This is a genomic window from Pseudomonas sp. QE6 (genome assembly GCF_041379005.1).
Classification (GTDB): Bacteria; Pseudomonadota; Gammaproteobacteria; order Pseudomonadales; family Pseudomonadaceae; genus Pseudomonas.
In genome coordinates this window covers 2120492-2134631 of sequence record NZ_CP166873.1, presented here as the reverse complement: position 1 = coordinate 2134631, position 14140 = coordinate 2120492, and the positions used below count along the sequence as shown (strand labels likewise).

The 14140-nt window shown below is 66.8% G+C and carries 13 protein-coding genes; 8 read left to right on the top strand and 5 right to left on the bottom strand.

The features are described 5' to 3' along the window. Window positions 1-10: 10 nt before the first annotated feature. Entirely contained in the window at window positions 11-1024 is a 1014-nt protein-coding gene (locus tag ACAW63_RS09805; protein ID WP_371233329.1) for a succinylglutamate desuccinylase/aspartoacylase family protein, read from the bottom strand. A 104-nt stretch (window positions 1025-1128) separates the two neighbouring features. On the opposite strand from ACAW63_RS09805, the gene ACAW63_RS09800 reads away from it, so the two are divergent. After that, the gene (locus tag ACAW63_RS09800) at window positions 1129-1752 is read left to right on the top strand and encodes a TetR/AcrR family transcriptional regulator (protein ID WP_371233328.1); all 624 of its coding nucleotides are present in this window, start codon (window positions 1129-1131) and stop codon (window positions 1750-1752) included. Between the two features lie 136 nt (window positions 1753-1888). On the opposite strand, the gene ACAW63_RS09795 is transcribed toward ACAW63_RS09800, so the two are convergent. From ACAW63_RS09795 to ACAW63_RS09780, 4 genes are all read right to left on the bottom strand, one after another. Then, complete coding sequence (locus ACAW63_RS09795; RefSeq protein WP_275610300.1) at window positions 1889-2638, bottom strand: ABC transporter permease; 750 nt, start codon at window positions 2636-2638, stop codon at window positions 1889-1891. A gap of 13 nt (window positions 2639-2651) precedes the next feature. Then, on the bottom strand, window positions 2652-3362 hold the full coding sequence (locus ACAW63_RS09790) for an ABC transporter permease (RefSeq protein WP_371233326.1): 711 nt from the start codon (window positions 3360-3362) through the stop codon (window positions 2652-2654). Between the two features lie 77 nt (window positions 3363-3439). After that, window positions 3440-4225, bottom strand: coding sequence for a transporter substrate-binding domain-containing protein (locus tag ACAW63_RS09785; protein WP_371233325.1), 786 nt, complete (start codon window positions 4223-4225; stop codon window positions 3440-3442). A 69-nt stretch (window positions 4226-4294) separates the two neighbouring features. Continuing rightward, window positions 4295-6346 carry an aminotransferase class I/II-fold pyridoxal phosphate-dependent enzyme gene (locus ACAW63_RS09780; protein ID WP_371233324.1) on the bottom strand — a complete coding sequence of 684 codons (2052 nt, stop codon included), beginning with the start codon at window positions 6344-6346 and terminating at the stop codon, window positions 4295-4297. A 295-nt stretch (window positions 6347-6641) separates the two neighbouring features. Between ACAW63_RS09780 and arnB the strand changes: the two genes are divergently transcribed. The 7 genes from arnB to arnF are packed head-to-tail and all read left to right on the top strand — an operon-like array spanning window position 6642 to window position 14125. Further along, a complete protein-coding gene (gene arnB, locus ACAW63_RS09775) occupies window positions 6642-7781 on the top strand; it encodes a UDP-4-amino-4-deoxy-L-arabinose aminotransferase (protein WP_371233323.1) in 1140 nt (379 codons plus the stop codon). A gap of 7 nt (window positions 7782-7788) precedes the next feature. Beyond that, window positions 7789-8796 carry an undecaprenyl-phosphate 4-deoxy-4-formamido-L-arabinose transferase gene (arnC, locus tag ACAW63_RS09770; RefSeq protein WP_371233322.1) on the top strand — a complete coding sequence of 336 codons (1008 nt, stop codon included), beginning with the start codon at window positions 7789-7791 and terminating at the stop codon, window positions 8794-8796. Then, window positions 8793-10817 carry a bifunctional UDP-4-amino-4-deoxy-L-arabinose formyltransferase/UDP-glucuronic acid oxidase ArnA gene (arnA, locus tag ACAW63_RS09765; protein WP_371233321.1) on the top strand — a complete coding sequence of 675 codons (2025 nt, stop codon included), beginning with the start codon at window positions 8793-8795 and terminating at the stop codon, window positions 10815-10817. Before arnC ends, arnA begins: the two co-directional genes overlap by 4 nt. Further along, window positions 10817-11701 (top strand): 4-deoxy-4-formamido-L-arabinose-phosphoundecaprenol deformylase, encoded by an 885-nt coding sequence (gene arnD / locus ACAW63_RS09760; protein WP_371233320.1) that lies wholly within the window; start codon window positions 10817-10819, stop codon window positions 11699-11701. The genes arnA and arnD overlap by 1 nt, the downstream gene beginning before the upstream one ends. Then, window positions 11698-13347: a lipid IV(A) 4-amino-4-deoxy-L-arabinosyltransferase gene (arnT, locus tag ACAW63_RS09755; protein WP_371233318.1), complete on the top strand. Its 1650-nt coding sequence runs from the start codon at window positions 11698-11700 to the stop codon at window positions 13345-13347. Before arnD ends, arnT begins: the two co-directional genes overlap by 4 nt. Further along, a complete protein-coding gene (arnE, locus tag ACAW63_RS09750) occupies window positions 13344-13688 on the top strand; it encodes a 4-amino-4-deoxy-L-arabinose-phosphoundecaprenol flippase subunit ArnE (RefSeq protein ID WP_371233317.1) in 345 nt (114 codons plus the stop codon). The genes arnT and arnE overlap by 4 nt, the downstream gene beginning before the upstream one ends. Then, window positions 13685-14125 carry a 4-amino-4-deoxy-L-arabinose-phosphoundecaprenol flippase subunit ArnF gene (gene arnF, locus ACAW63_RS09745; RefSeq protein WP_371233316.1) on the top strand — a complete coding sequence of 147 codons (441 nt, stop codon included), beginning with the start codon at window positions 13685-13687 and terminating at the stop codon, window positions 14123-14125. Before arnE ends, arnF begins: the two co-directional genes overlap by 4 nt. Window positions 14126-14140 lie beyond the last annotated feature (15 nt).

Here is a 14140-nt window from a genome sequence, read left to right as displayed (position 1 = left end):
CAATTCGGCGTTATGGATCGAGTGCCCCAGCGCTCCAAGTGCTGGACGTCGCGCTGCCAGTCAGCTTGGCCGCAATCGCCCCCTGGGGAATCAATCGATCGCGGTAGCGGGTGGCGAGGATGCCACCCTGCGGCGCGCGCAGGATGTGCTCGCTGCTCGCGTCACCGGGACGGGCGATGATGCGGGCGAAGCGTTCGCCGGACTCGATGCGTTCGCCCAGTTCGCGCTCGAACACCAGCACGCCGGCGGCCGGGGCGAACACGGTTTCCATGAAGCCGATGGGCGTGGCGACACCTTTCCACTCCGGCAATGGCCCGGCGTCCGTTACCACGCCGCGCGCCCCGAGGAAGCGGTAGATACCGTCCGCATCCTGGCGCGCCAGCGCGTCGCTGACATCGCCCTGCCCACGCAGCTCGACCGTGGCCACCAGGCGCCCGGTCAAGCGCTGCGCGGCCAGCCAGGGCGCGATCACCACCTCCTCGAAGGCCCCGTCGCTGTCGCCCTCCCAGATGATCGCCAGTTCCGCGCGCAGCGCCGCGGCGAGGTCCTGGCCGGCCGGCCAGAAGCACTCGTGCAGATAGACATACGGCAGCGCCTCGTCGTCGGTATGCAGGTCGAGCACGATGTCCGCCGGAGCGGCCAGTTCGACCAGGCGTTTCTGCCACAGCGAGAGGTTGTCCAAGGTGCCGCGAGCCGACGCCGACGCGGGGAAGCCACGATTGAAATTGCGCGCGCTCGCATCGTGATGACGGCCGAGGATGCGCCCCTGGCGAAACTGCCCGATGCCGATCGGATTGGCCTGCGGCACCACTGTCACGCAGCCGTTCAACGCGCCATGTTGCGCCGCCTCGTGCAGGCGCGGCAGCAGTTCGTGGAGCACCAGCATCCCGGCGATTTCATCGGCATGCACCCCTGCCTGCAGGTGCACCTTCGGCCCCGGTCTGCCGCCATCGACACGCCAGGCGCGCACGCGCAGCTCGGCCCCGGAATCTCCGGGTACGCTGAAGGAAACGTCCTCGATCATATGCACTCTCCTTTTGTCGGGCCTCTGTCCGAATCGCCCATGGAAATCTTCTTCGGCGCCTCCTAGTATCGGAGCCAGTGATTACCAGCCCGCAAGGACACCCCTTGGACATGCCTCGCCAGAAAACCCAGCGCGCCACCTCCGAGGAACGCCGCGACCATCTGGTGCGAGCCTGCCTCAAGTGCCTGGTCGCCGATGGCCACGCGGGCATCTCGGTGCGTCGCATCGCCAAGGAAGCCGGCGTCGCCGTCGGCCTGGTGAACCACCACTTCGGCAGCATCGACGCGCTGGTCGCCCAGGCCTACGAGACCCTCGCCAGCGAAGTCACCCAGGCGCTCTACGAGCAGGTCGACGCCGCCGGCAACGACCCCGCTGCGCGCATGGAAGCCTTCCTCACCGGCTCCTTCTCGCCGCAGGTCCTGGACCCCGACCTGCTCAGCCCCTGGGTGGTGTTCTGGAGCCTGATCCGTCACTCGCCGCCGGTGAACGACGCCCACGAACGCGGTTACCAGAGCTACCTCGCCATCCTGGAAAAACTCATCAGCGACCTCGCCGCCGCCGAGGGCTTCCCTGTTGCACGGCCGCGCCTGGCCGCCATCGGCCTCTCTGCCATGCTCGACGGGCTGTGGCTGGAGTGGTGCCTGAACCCCGCCACCTTCAGCGCCGCCGACGGTCTGGAGCTCAGCCGTTGCTGGGTTGAAGGGCTACGTCGCGGCGCCTATGCCTGACGATCTGCTGCGCGTCGGCTGGAGGGCGTTGGAGGGTGTACTCAGATGCTCATTTACATACGTAAACTCCGCTCTTCGTAAACCCTCCGCCTACTCCAGCTCTAGCTCGCGAGATCGTAATTCAAGTTCTGAAATCTCAGACCGCCGTACGCGGTCGACGCTTGCCCAGCCAGGACCGCGACGTCGTGCTCTGCGCCTCGCGGCGAATCGGCGTGGTGCGCTCCAGCACGCTGAAGCCGGCTTCGATGATGAAGGTCAGGCAGATATAGATCGCCGCCACCAGCAGCAACGGTTCGTAGACATGGAAGGTCTGCGCGCGCACCACGTTGGCCGCGCCGAGCAGGTCGACCACGGCGATGGTGGACGCCAGCGCGGTGGACTTGAGCAGCATCACGCTCTCCCCCGCCAGGGTCGGCAGCAGCAGGCGGATCGCCCGGGGCAGCCAGACACGGTAGAGCACCAGGGTGCGGTTCATGCCGAACGCCGAGGCGGCCTCCAGCTCGCCGCGCGGCACCGCCCTCAACCCGCCGCGCACCACCTCGCCGACATAGGCGCCGACCGAGAGGATCAGCGCGATGACGATGTACCAGAAACCATCGCGCAGGTAGGGCCAGAGGAAGCTGCCGCGGATCAGCGGGAACTGCGCGAACAGGCTGCCCAGGCCGTAGTAGAAGATGTAGATCTGCACCAGCAGCGGCGTGCCGCGGATCACGCTGGTGTACGCCAGCGCCAGGCGCGAGACCAGGAAGTTGCGCGACATCCGCGCCAGCGCCACGCCCAGGGCCAGCGCGAAGCCCAGGATGGCGGAGATCAGCAGGATGACCAGGGTGGTGCCCAGCCCCTTGAGCAGCAGGGTGCCGTAGACGAATAGCCAGTGTTCGTTCATTGCCGCGCCTCGCTCAGACCGCCGGAATCCAGCGGCGGAAGCGCCGCTCCAGGTAGCCTGCGAACAGGTTGGAAAGCACGGTGAGCACGTAGTACAGCGCCGCCGCGGTGAGGTAGAAGGTCAGGTAGTGCCGGGTGGAACCGGCAGCCTGCTTGGCGGTGTAGAGCAACTCGTTGGTGCCCACTACGCTGATCAGCGCGCTGTCCTTGATCAGGTTGACCCAGAGGTTGGCCATGCCGGCCAGCGCGTTGGGCGCCATGATCGGCAGGGTCACCCGGCGGAACAGGCCGAAGCCATGCATGCCGTAGGCCCGCGCGGCCTCGATCTGTCCGTAGGGGATCGCCTGGATCGCGCCACGGAAGATTTCCGAGGCATAGGCGCCCTGCACCAGGCCGAGCACGACGATGGCCACCATCATGCCATTGAGCTTCACCTCGCCGAAGCCGAGCCAGGCGAAGAACTGGTTCAGGCCCATGGAGCCGACATAGAACAGCAGCAGGATCAGCAGCAGTTCCGGCACCGCCCGGCACAGCGTGGTGTAGCCGCGCGCCAGCATCGCCAGCGGCCGGGGTCCGCCGATCTTGGCGCTGGCCGCGCCGAGACCGATCAGCAGACCGACCAGAAAGGCGCCGACGGAAATCTGCAGGGTGACCAGCAGCCCCTTGAACAGCGCCGGGCCCCAGCCCGTGGCGCCGAAGCCGATCAGGTCGAAGATGCTTTGCATGGCATTCACCGTAATTGGAGGCTCAGTGCCGTACCCGCGCCCGTAGCGGACGCGGGTCCATCAGCCCATCCCCGGGGTTATTGCTTGGGTGCGACGCTCATGCCGAAGTACTTGTCCGACAGCGCCTTGTAGTCATCGCTGGCCAGCAGCTTGCCGATGGCTTCGTCGACCCGGGCCTTGAGCGCGGTATCCTCCTTGCGCAGGCCGGCGCCGACGCCACGGCCGAAGAGCGGATCGTGCTTCACCTCGCCCTTGCTGACGATGCCGGCCGCCTGGGCGTCCGGCGACTTGAGGAAGGTCGCCACGGCGATGGCGTCGGCCATCATCAGGTCGATGCGCCCGGCCACCAGGTCGGCGTTCACCGAGTCCTGGGTATCGTAGTAGCGCACGTCGGCGATCTTCTCGTAGTACTTCTTCAGGTAGTTGGAACTGACGGTGGAAATCTGCACGCCGATGGTCTTGCCCTTCAGGCCCTCGGGGCTGATCTGCAGGTCCATGGCCTGAGGCGCGGCTACGCCCACCGGAGTGTCGTAGTAGGGGCGACTGAAAGCGATCTGCTTCTCGCGCTCCTCGGTAATGGACAGGGAGTTGAAGATCACGTCGATCTTCTTCGCCAGCAGGGCCGGGATGATGCCGTCCCAGGCCACTTCATCGATCTCGCACTGCGCCTTCATCTCGGCGCAGACCTTGCGGATCAGGTCCGGCTCGAAGCCGGCCCAGCTGCCGTCGGGCTGCTTCTGCGAGAACGGCGGATAGGGTTCGGCGGCCAGGGCGAAACGAATCGTCTCGGCCTGCGCGCTTACCGCGCCGGCCATGAGCATCGTTGCACCCACCACCCAGTTGCACAGACCTTTCTTGTTCATCGTGATCCCCTGCCTTGTTTTCGATTGTTATGGGTCACGCTCATCGATGCGCCGACTGCGCGGCATCGGTCAGCGATTCTGGTGCGCGTTGACGAACTGCCGGCAGCGTTCGCTGCGCGGCCGCGAGAAGACTTCCTCGGGCGTGCCTTCCTCTTCGATCAGGCCCTTGTGGAGGAACGCCACGTGGCTGGAAACGTCGCGAGCGAAGGCCATCTCGTGGGTGACCAGAATCATGGTCCGCCCCTCCTCGGCCAGCGACCGGATCACCCGCAACACTTCGCCCACCAGTTCCGGGTCCAGCGCCGAAGTCGGTTCGTCGAACAGCATGACCTTCGGCCGTACCGCCAGCGCACGGGCGATGGCCACGCGCTGCTGCTGGCCGCCGGAGAGGAAGGCCGGGTAGACGTGGCGCTTCTCCGCCAGGCCGACACGCTCCAGCAGCGCCTCGGCGCGCTCGCGGGCCTCGGCCTTGCTCTCGTGAAGGACGAAGGTCGGCGCCTCGATCAGGTTCTCCAGCACCGTGCGGTGCGGCCACAGGTTGAAGTTCTGGAACACCATGCCCAGCTGCGAGCGGATGCGCGTCAACTGCTTCTGATCGGCCACCATCGGCTCGCCGTGACGGTTCTGGGTCAGGCCGATGGTCTCGCCGTTGACGGTGACCGTGCCCTGGTTGGGAATCTCCAGCATGTTGATGCAGCGCAGCAGGGTGCTCTTGCCCGAGCCACTGGCACCGATCAGCGAGATCACCCCGCCCTCGCGGGCCGACAGCGACACGCCCTTGAGCACCTCGAAGTCGCCGAAGCGCTTGTGCAGATCGCGGACCTCGATGACCGGTTTTGTGGCGGGCTGCTGCGGCTCTTGTAGGAGCGAGCTTGCTCGCGAACCTGCCTCTGCACCGGAAACATCAAGAGCGTTCGCGAGCAAGCTCGCTCCTACAGGTCGGGCACTTGCGGTAAGCGTTTCGACGAAGCGAATGATCCGCGCACAAGCCTCGGCCATGCTTTCGTCGCTCAAGCCAAAGGACAGCCGCACGAAACCTTCCGCCTGCGGGCCGAAGGCCGCCGCATCCAGTACCGAGACGCCGGTGGCATGGAACAGCTGCCAGGAGAAGTCCAGCGAACTCAGCCCCGTGTCGCGCACGTCCACCATGACGAACATGCCGGCTTCGGGCTTCAGAACTTTCACACGCGGGCAGTCGCTCAACGCGGCGACCACCAGATCGCGACGCCGGCGATAGATCTCGCGCATCGACGACACCACCTCCTCGTGCCGCTCGACGGCCACCCGCGCGGCTTCCTGAACGAAGCCCGGCAGGCCATAGAACATGTTCAGCGCAAGGTTTTCCAGGTGCCCGACCAGGGTCGGGTTGGCGATGATCCAGCCGGCGCGCCAGCCGGTCATGGCGTGGGATTTCGACAGGCTGCCGATGCTCAGAGTGCGCTCGGCCATACCCGGCAGGGCGGCGAAACTCTGGTGCTCGCGCTCGAAGGTCAGGCCTTCGTAGACCTCGTCGACCACCACCCAGAGATCGTGGGCGCGGGCCAGGTCGGCGATGGCCAGCAGCTCCTCGCGGTTGAGCACGACGCCGGTGGGGTTGTTCGGGTTGGCGAAGAAGATCGCCTTGGTGCGCGGGGTAATCGCGGCGGCCAGGTCGGCGGCTTCGGGGCGGAAGCCGTTGCCGGCGCGGGTCGGTACCGGTACCAGCACGGCGCCGGTGGACTTCAGGGTGGCTTCGTAGGTGACGTAGACCGGGTCGAAGACGATGACCTCATCACCCGGTTCCAGCAGGCACATGGCGGCGGCGAACAGGCCGTTCTGCGCGCCGGCGACGACGATGACGTTCTCGGCCGCCGTCGCCTGTCCGCATCGTCGTTCATGCAGCGCAGCGATGGCCTGGCGCAGCTCCGGGCGCCCGGCCACGTCGCTGTAGTGGGTATCGCCGGCACGCAGCGAGGTGACGGCGGCTTCGGTGATGAAGTCCGGCGTGGCGAAGTCAGGATCACCGACGCTCAGGACGATCACATCCCGGCCTTCGCGCTGGGCGGCGATGGCCGCGTAGTGAATGTCCCAGGCGGCGACGCCGGGTCCGACCATCCTGTCCACAAGCGACGAATAACGCATGCGAGAACCTCATCCGAATGACGGAATGTCCGACGGGTATTGGAATTTTTGTCCGTCAGAGCGTGGGGCCAACATACGCCAGGAATGAACGAGTGTTCAACAGAGATTACCGACACTCCCATGTCGTTTTCAGAATGCCGCCCGCATTCCCTCACCCGGGTCCGGAATCGCGATGCGGCCCTTTCCATGGGCAGGATTACAGTTTCACCACAAGCACTTAACGGGTTCTTAACGTATGCCTCGATAACTTTCCTACACTCAAATAGCGCGGCTCCGGCCCATCAGGACCCCCAACATGGACATGAACTTCCTCCCTTTCTCCCGCCCCAGCATCGGTGACGAGGAGATCCGGGCGGTCAACCGGGTGCTGCGCTCGGGCTGGATCACCACCGGCCCGCAGAACCAGGAGCTGGAACAGCGCTTCGCCCAATCCATCGGCTGCAAGCACGCCGTGGCCATCGCCTCGGCCACCGGCGGCATGCACCTGGCCCTGCTGGCGCTGGGCATCGGCCCGGGCGACGAGGTGATTACCCCCTCGCAGACCTGGGTCTCCACCGCCAACATGATCTGCCTGCTGGGCGCGACCCCGGTGTTCGTCGACGTCGACCGCGACACCCTGATGACCGACGCCGCCCGCATAGAAGCGGCGATCACCCCGCGCACCCGCGCCATCATCCCGGTGCACTACGCCGGCGCGCCCGCCGACATGGAGCCGATCAACGCGCTGGCGCAGCGTCACGGCATCGCCGTGATCGAGGACGCCGCCCACGCCGCCGGCACCCGCTATCGCGGCCGCCCCGTTGGCCAGACCGGCACCGCGATCTTCTCCTTCCATGCGATCAAGAACATGACCTGCGCCGAGGGCGGCATGTTCGTCACCGACGACGATGCCCTGGCCGATCGCGTGCGCATGCTCAAGTTCCACGGCCTGGGCGTGGACGCCTACGACCGCCTGACCCATGGCCGCAAGCCTCAGGCCCAAGTGATCGAGCCCGGCTTCAAGTACAACCTCACCGACATCAACGCGGCCATCGCCGTGGTCCAGCTCGACCGTCTGGAGGCGATCAACGCACGCCGCGCCGAACTGGCGGCGGCCTACCGGGAGCGCCTGGCCGGCCTGCCGGTCGAGCCGCTGAGCGTGCCCGACTACCCGCACCAGCACGCCTGGCACCTGTACATCCTGCGCATCGACGCCGAGCGCTGCGGCGTCGACCGCAACGGTTTCATGCAGGCCCTGCAACAGCGCGGCATCGGCAGCGGCATCCACTTCATCGGCAGCCACCTGCACAGCTACTACCGCCAGCGCTTCCCCGGGGTCAGCCTGCCCAACACCGAATGGAACTCGGCGCGCCTTTGCTCCATTCCGCTGTTCCCCGACATGACCACCGGCGACCTCGACCGCGTGGTGGAAGCCATCGAAACCATCACCCGGTAACGCCATCGTGAAAGCCTATCCGATCAACCTCGTGTCCATCGTCATCCCGGTGTACAACGAGGAAGCCAGCCTGCCCGAACTGCTGCGCCGCACCAGCGCCGCCTGCGAGAAGCTGGGCCGCGACTACGAGATCATCCTGATCGACGACGGCAGCCGCGACGGCTCCGCCGACCTGCTCCTGGAGGCCGCCGAGGCACCCGGCAGCCACGTCGTCGCGGTAATCCTCAACCGCAACTACGGGCAGCACGCGGCGATCATGGCCGGCTTCGAAGAATGCCGGGGCGACGTGATCATCACCCTCGACGCCGACCTGCAGAACCCGCCGGAAGAAATCCCGCGCCTGGTGGAAGAAGCCGCCAAGGGCTACGACGTGGTCGGTAGCGTGCGCCAGAAGCGCCAGGACTCGGCCCTGCGCCGCTGGCCATCGAAGCTGATCAACCTCGCCGTGCAACGCTCCACGGGCGTAGCCATGAGCGACTACGGCTGCATGCTGCGCGCCTACCGCGCGAGCATCGTCAAGGCGATGCTGGCCTGCCGCGAGCGCAGCACCTTCATCCCGATCCTGGCCAACAGCTTCGCCCGTCACACCACCGAGATCATGGTCGCCCACGCCGAGCGTGAGCACGGCGAGTCGAAGTACGACTTCATGCGCCTGATCAACCTGATGTTCGACCTGGTCACCTGCATGACCACCACCCCGTTGCGCCTGCTGTCGCTGGTGGGCGGCACCATGGCGGCGGCGGGCTTCGGCTTCGCCCTGCTGCTGGTCGTGCTGCGCGTGATCTTCGGCGCCGCCTGGGCCGGTCACGGGGTCTTCGTCCTGTTCGCAGTGCTGTTCACCTTCACCGGCGTGCAACTGGTCGGCATGGGCCTGCTCGGCGAGTACCTGGGCCGCATGTACAACGACGTGCGCGCCCGCCCGCGCTTCTTCATCGAGCGCGTCGTCCGCCAGCGGACCACGCTCGAAACCCGTTCGACCACCCCCTCTTCTTCTCTCGAGTCCCTCCAGCCATGACCCAGCAGACCATCGTCTTCGCCTATCACGACATCGGCTGCACCGGCATCGAAGCGCTGCTCGCCGCCGGCTACCAGATCGACGCTGTCTTCACCCATGCCGACGACCCGCAGGAAAACCGCTTCTACGGCTCCGTCGCGCAGCTCTGCGCGCGCCATGGCATCCCCGTGCACGCTCCGGAAGACGTCAATCACCCGCTGTGGATCTCGCGCATCCGCGAACTGCAGCCGCGCTACATCTTCTCCTTCTATTACCGCAACCTGCTCGGTGAAGAGCTGTTGGCCTGCGCCTCCGAAGGCGCCTTCAACCTGCACGGCTCGCTGCTGCCGCGCTACCGTGGCCGCGCCCCGGCCAACTGGGTGCTGGTCAATGGCGAAACCGAGACCGGTGTCACCCTGCACCGCATGGTCAAGCGCGCCGACGCCGGCGCCATTCTCGCCCAGCAGCGCGTGGCGATCGGCGCGGACGACACCGCACTGATCCTCCACGGCAAGCTGCGCCAGGCCTCCCGCGAACTGCTGGAAGACGCGCTGCCGAAACTGGTCAAGGGCGAGCTGAGCGAAGTCGCGCAGGATGAGTCCCGCGCCAGCTACTTCGGCCGCCGCACCCCGGCCGACGGCGCCCTCGACTGGCAGCGTCCGGCCCGCGAGCTGCACAACCTGGTCCGCGCGGTCACCCAGCCCTACCCCGGCGCCTTCGCGCCCGTGGGCGATCGCAAGCTGATCGTCTGGAGCTCCCGCGTCGCCAGCGGCAACGGCGGCCAGGCGCCGGGCTCGGTGCTCAGTGTAGATCCGCTGCGCATCGCCTGTGGCGAAGACTCGCTGGAAATCCTCTCCGGCCAGCAGGGCGACGCCGGCCTGTTCCTCGCCGGCCCGCAACTGGCCCGCGAGATGGGCCTGGTGGAAGGCTCGCGCCTGCACGGCGCGGCGCGCAAGGCCAAGCGCAAGACCCGCGTACTGATCCTCGGGGTCAACGGTTTCATCGGCAACCACCTGTCCGAGCGCCTGCTGCGCGACGGCAACTACGAAGTCTACGGCCTGGACATCGGCTCCGACGCCATCGAGCGCCTGCGCAGCAACCCCGACTTCCACTTCGTCGAAGGCGACATCAGCATCCACACCGAGTGGATCGAGTACCACATCAAGAAATGCGACGTGGTCCTGCCGCTGGTGGCCATCGCCACGCCCATCGAGTACACCCGCAACCCGCTGCGCGTATTCGAGCTGGACTTCGAGGAAAACCTCAAGCTGGTCCGCTACTGCGTGAAGTACAACAAGCGCGTGATTTTCCCCTCCACCTCCGAGGTGTACGGCATGTGCACCGACGCCAACTTCGACGAAGACAAGTCGAACCTGGTGGTCGGCCCGATCAACAAGCAGCGCTGGATCTACTCGGTCTCCAAGCAGTTGCTCGACCGGGTCATCTGGGCCTACGGTCAGAAGGGCCTGAAGTTCACCCTGTTCCGTCCGTTCAACTGGATGGGCCCACGCCTGGACCGCCTGGACTCGGCACGCATCGGCAGCTCCCGCGCCATCACCCAGCTGATCCTGCACCTCGTTGAAGGCACCCCGATCCGCCTGGTGGACGGCGGCGCGCAGAAGCGCTGCTTCACCGACGTCGAAGACGGCATCGAAGCCCTGGCGCGGATCATCGACAACGAAGGCGGCCGCTGCGACGGGCAGATCGTCAACATCGGCAACCCGGACAACGAAGCCAGCATCCGCCAGCTGGGCGAGGAGCTGCTGCGCCAGTTCGAAGCCCACCCGCTGCGCGACCAGTTCCCGCCGTTTGCCGGCTTCCGCGAAGTGGAAAGCCGCAGCTTCTATGGCGACGGCTACCAGGACGTGTCGCACCGCAAGCCGAGCATCAAGAACGCCCGCCGCCTGCTGGACTGGGAGCCCACCGTCGAACTGACCGAAACCATCGGCAAGACGCTGGACTTCTTCCTGCGCGAAGCCCTCGCCGAGCGCGAAGGCGGCGCCGCGCACGCCGTGCCGCTGAAAAGCAAAAGCATCGCGTAATGCAGGCCGGACTGCGTATCGACGTGGATACCTACCGGGGCACCCGTGAAGGAGTGCCCCGGCTTCTGGATATCCTCGACGAAGCCGGCATCAAGGCGACCTTCTTCTTCAGCGTCGGCCCGGACAACATGGGCCGCCACCTGTGGCGCCTGATCCGGCCGCAGTTCCTGTGGAAGATGCTGCGCTCCAACGCCGCCGGGCTGTACGGCTGGGACATCCTCCTGGCCGGCACCGCCTGGCCGGGCAAGCCCATCGGCCGCGACCTCGGCCACCTGATGCGCCGCGCCAGCGAAGCCGGCCATGAGATCGGCCTGCATGCCTGGGACCATCACGGCTGGCAGGCCAACGCCGGGCGCTGGAGTTCCGAGCAACTGGTGCAGCAGATTCGCCAGGGCGTCGACACCCTGGCCGACATCATCGGCAAACCCGTGGACTGTTCCGCCGCCGCCGGCTGGCGCGCCGATGAACGCGTAGTGGAGGCCAAGGAGCACTTCGGCTTTCGCTACAACAGCGATTGCCGCGGCACCGCGCTGTTCCGCCCCCGGCTCGACGATGGCCGCATCGGTGCGCCGCAGGTTCCGGTGGACCTGCCGACCTTCGATGAAGTGGTGGGGCCGCAGGTGTCCGCAGCCGACTTCAACGACTTCATCCTCCGCCGCTTCCGCAAGGGCGCGCTCAACGTCTACACCATCCATGCCGAGGTAGAAGGGATTCTCATGGCAGACATGTTCAGTCAGTTGCTCGGGCGCGCCCGACAGGACGACATCCAGTTCCAGCCCCTGGGCCGGCTGCTGCCCGACACCCCCGACAGCCTTCCCGTCGCCCGTCTGGTGCGTGGCGAGCTGGCCGGCCGTGAAGGCTGGCTGGGGGTACAACAGGCATGAAGCGCCTCGCCTATCCGACGCTGCTGGCGGCATTCGTGCTGTGCATCCTGCTGCCGCTGGGCTTCCACGGTCTGTGGATTCCCGACGAGACCCGCAATGCGCAAATCGCCCAGGCCATGCTGCAGAGCGGCGACTGGGTGTCGCCGCACCTGCTGGGCCTGCGCTACTTCGAGAAGCCCACCGGCGGCTACTGGCTGATCGCCGCGAGCCAGGCGGTGTTCGGCGAGAACCTGTTCGGCGTGCGCTTCGCCTCGGCCCTGGTCACCGCCCTCAGCACCCTGCTGGTGCTGCTGGTGGCCCGACGCCTGTGGAATGACCCGCGCCGTACCTGGGCCGCCGGGCTGCTGTACGCCAGCTTCGGCTTGATCGCCGGGCAGGCCGGCTACGCCAACCTCGACCCGCAGTTCACCCTCTGGGTGAACCTCAGCCTCGTCGCCCTCTGGTTCGCCTTCGACGCCACCACGGCACGGGCACGCATGGCCGCCTGGAGCCTGCTCGGCGCGGCCTGCGCCATGGGTCTGATGACCAAGGGGTTCCTCGCCCTCCTGCTGCCGGTGATCATCGGCGTGCCCTATGCGCTGCTCAATCGGCGCTTCCTGGACCTGCTGTGCTACGGCCCGCTGGCCGTGCTGGTGGCCATCCTGGTGAGCCTGCCCTGGGCACTGTTGATCCACACCCGCGAGCCGGACTTCTGGAACTTCTTCTTCTGGCACGAGCATATCCGTCGCTTCGCCGGCGAGGACGCGCAACATGGCCGCCCCATCTGGTTCTTCGTACCGCTGCTGTTCGCCAGCGCCCTGCCCTGGGCGGTACTGATCATTCCCGCATTGTGCAAGGGCGCCACCCGCCTGCGCGATCCGCGGCTGGGCTTCCTGCTGCTGTGGTTCGCCATGCCGTTCCTGTTCTTCAGCCTGGCCAAGGGCAAGCTGCCGACCTACATCATGCCGTGCTTCGCTCCGCTGGCCCTGTTGATGGCCGACAGCCTGGCGGATGCGCTGCAACAGGGGCGCCAGCGGATGTTGCGCCTCAACGGCGCACTCAACCTGCTGATCGGCCTGGCGGCCCTGATCGCACTGGTGGTCCTGCAACTGCGCCATCCGCTGTACAAGGACGAAACGCCCAGCGTGCTGATGGTCGCCATCGCCTGCATCGCCTGGCTGGTCTGCGGCACGCTGCAACTGCTGCGCCCGACCCGGCTGTGGGCCGCCCCGGCGTTCGCCCTGTGGATACTGGTGGCGCTGCTGCCGGCGGCCATGCCCAATACCATGGTCAACAGCAAGATGCCCGACCAGTTCGTCCGCGAACACCTGGATGAGCTGCGCGGCGCCGACAGCCTGCTGAGCAACGACCTAGGCGCCGCCACCGCACTGGCCTGGCGCACCGGGCGCAGCGACGTGAACCTGCTCAATACCGTGGGCGAGATGAAGTACGGCCTCGGCTATCCCGAGGGCGCCGGCCGCAGCATCACCCTGGACGATGCCCAGGCCTGGATCGCCCAGGCCCGCGCCAAGGGCTCCGTCGGCGTGCTGCTGCGGGTCAACGGCGCCAGCGACGAGGAAGACCTGAAGCAGATGCCGAAGGACGCCATCAGCTTCCGGCAGAACCACCTCGTCGTCCTGCTGATCCCGAAGGCGGTGGCGCAATGATCGCCCTGCTGCTGGCCAGTGTGTGCCTGCTGACCTGCATGGGGCAGATCGCGCAGAAGCTCGCGGTCGAAAGCTGGCGGGGCCGCGAGCTCGGCTGGCTGACGCAGTTGCTCAGCCCCTGGCTGCTGCTGGCCGTCGCCTGTCTGGGCGTCGGCCTGCTGCTCTGGCTGCTGCTGCTGCAACGCCTGGACGTGGGGCTGGCCTACCCGATGCTGAGCCTGAATTTCGTACTGGTGACCTTTGCCGCGCGGGCGCTGTTCCGCGAGCACATCGACGCCCGCCACTGGGGCGGCGTCGCGCTGATCGTCGCCGGCGTGGCCCTGCTGGGGTTGCAGTCGTGAGCGTCTGGCGCGGCATCGGTCTCGCCCTGGGCAGCGTACTGCTGGTCAGCGGTGCGCAGCTGGGCATGCGCTGGGGCATGACCCGCCTGCCGGCGCCCTCGCAGTGGCTCGATGCGCTCGGCGGCCTCGATGTGGCCGCCCTGCTGGTACTGGCCGGCGCGGTGCTGGCCTATGCGCTGTCGATGCTGTGCTGGCTGATCGCCCTGAACCATTTGCCGCTGAGCCGCGCCTATTCGCTGCTGAGCCTCAGTTATGCCCTCGTCTATCTCGGCGCCGCCTGGCTGCCGGGCCTGGGCGAGCCCTTGAGCCTGCCGCGCACCCTGGGTGTCGGCCTGGTCATCGCCGGTGTGATCACCATCAACGCACCGCGTCGCGGCAATGGAACAAACGTCATCAAATCCGGCGACGCTCGCCAAAAAATCACACAGTACGAATGACCCCTGAACCGGTCA

Coding starts and splice junctions, on each gene's coding strand:
- ACAW63_RS09805 (WP_371233329.1), bottom strand. CDS start 1,024: ATGATCGAGGACGTTTCCTTCAGCGTACCCGGAGATTCCGGGGCCGAG.
- ACAW63_RS09795 (WP_275610300.1), bottom strand. CDS start 2,638: ATGAACGAACACTGGCTATTCGTCTACGGCACCCTGCTGCTCAAGGGG.
- ACAW63_RS09790 (WP_371233326.1), bottom strand. CDS start 3,362: ATGCAAAGCATCTTCGACCTGATCGGCTTCGGCGCCACGGGCTGGGGC.
- ACAW63_RS09785 (WP_371233325.1), bottom strand. CDS start 4,225: ATGAACAAGAAAGGTCTGTGCAACTGGGTGGTGGGTGCAACGATGCTC.
- ACAW63_RS09780 (WP_371233324.1), bottom strand. CDS start 6,346: ATGCGTTATTCGTCGCTTGTGGACAGGATGGTCGGACCCGGCGTCGCC.
- arnB (WP_371233323.1), top strand. CDS start 6,642: ATGGACATGAACTTCCTCCCTTTCTCCCGCCCCAGCATCGGTGACGAG.
- arnA (WP_371233321.1), top strand. CDS start 8,793: ATGACCCAGCAGACCATCGTCTTCGCCTATCACGACATCGGCTGCACC.
- arnD (WP_371233320.1), top strand. CDS start 10,817: ATGCAGGCCGGACTGCGTATCGACGTGGATACCTACCGGGGCACCCGT.
- arnT (WP_371233318.1), top strand. CDS start 11,698: ATGAAGCGCCTCGCCTATCCGACGCTGCTGGCGGCATTCGTGCTGTGC.
- arnE (WP_371233317.1), top strand. CDS start 13,344: ATGATCGCCCTGCTGCTGGCCAGTGTGTGCCTGCTGACCTGCATGGGG.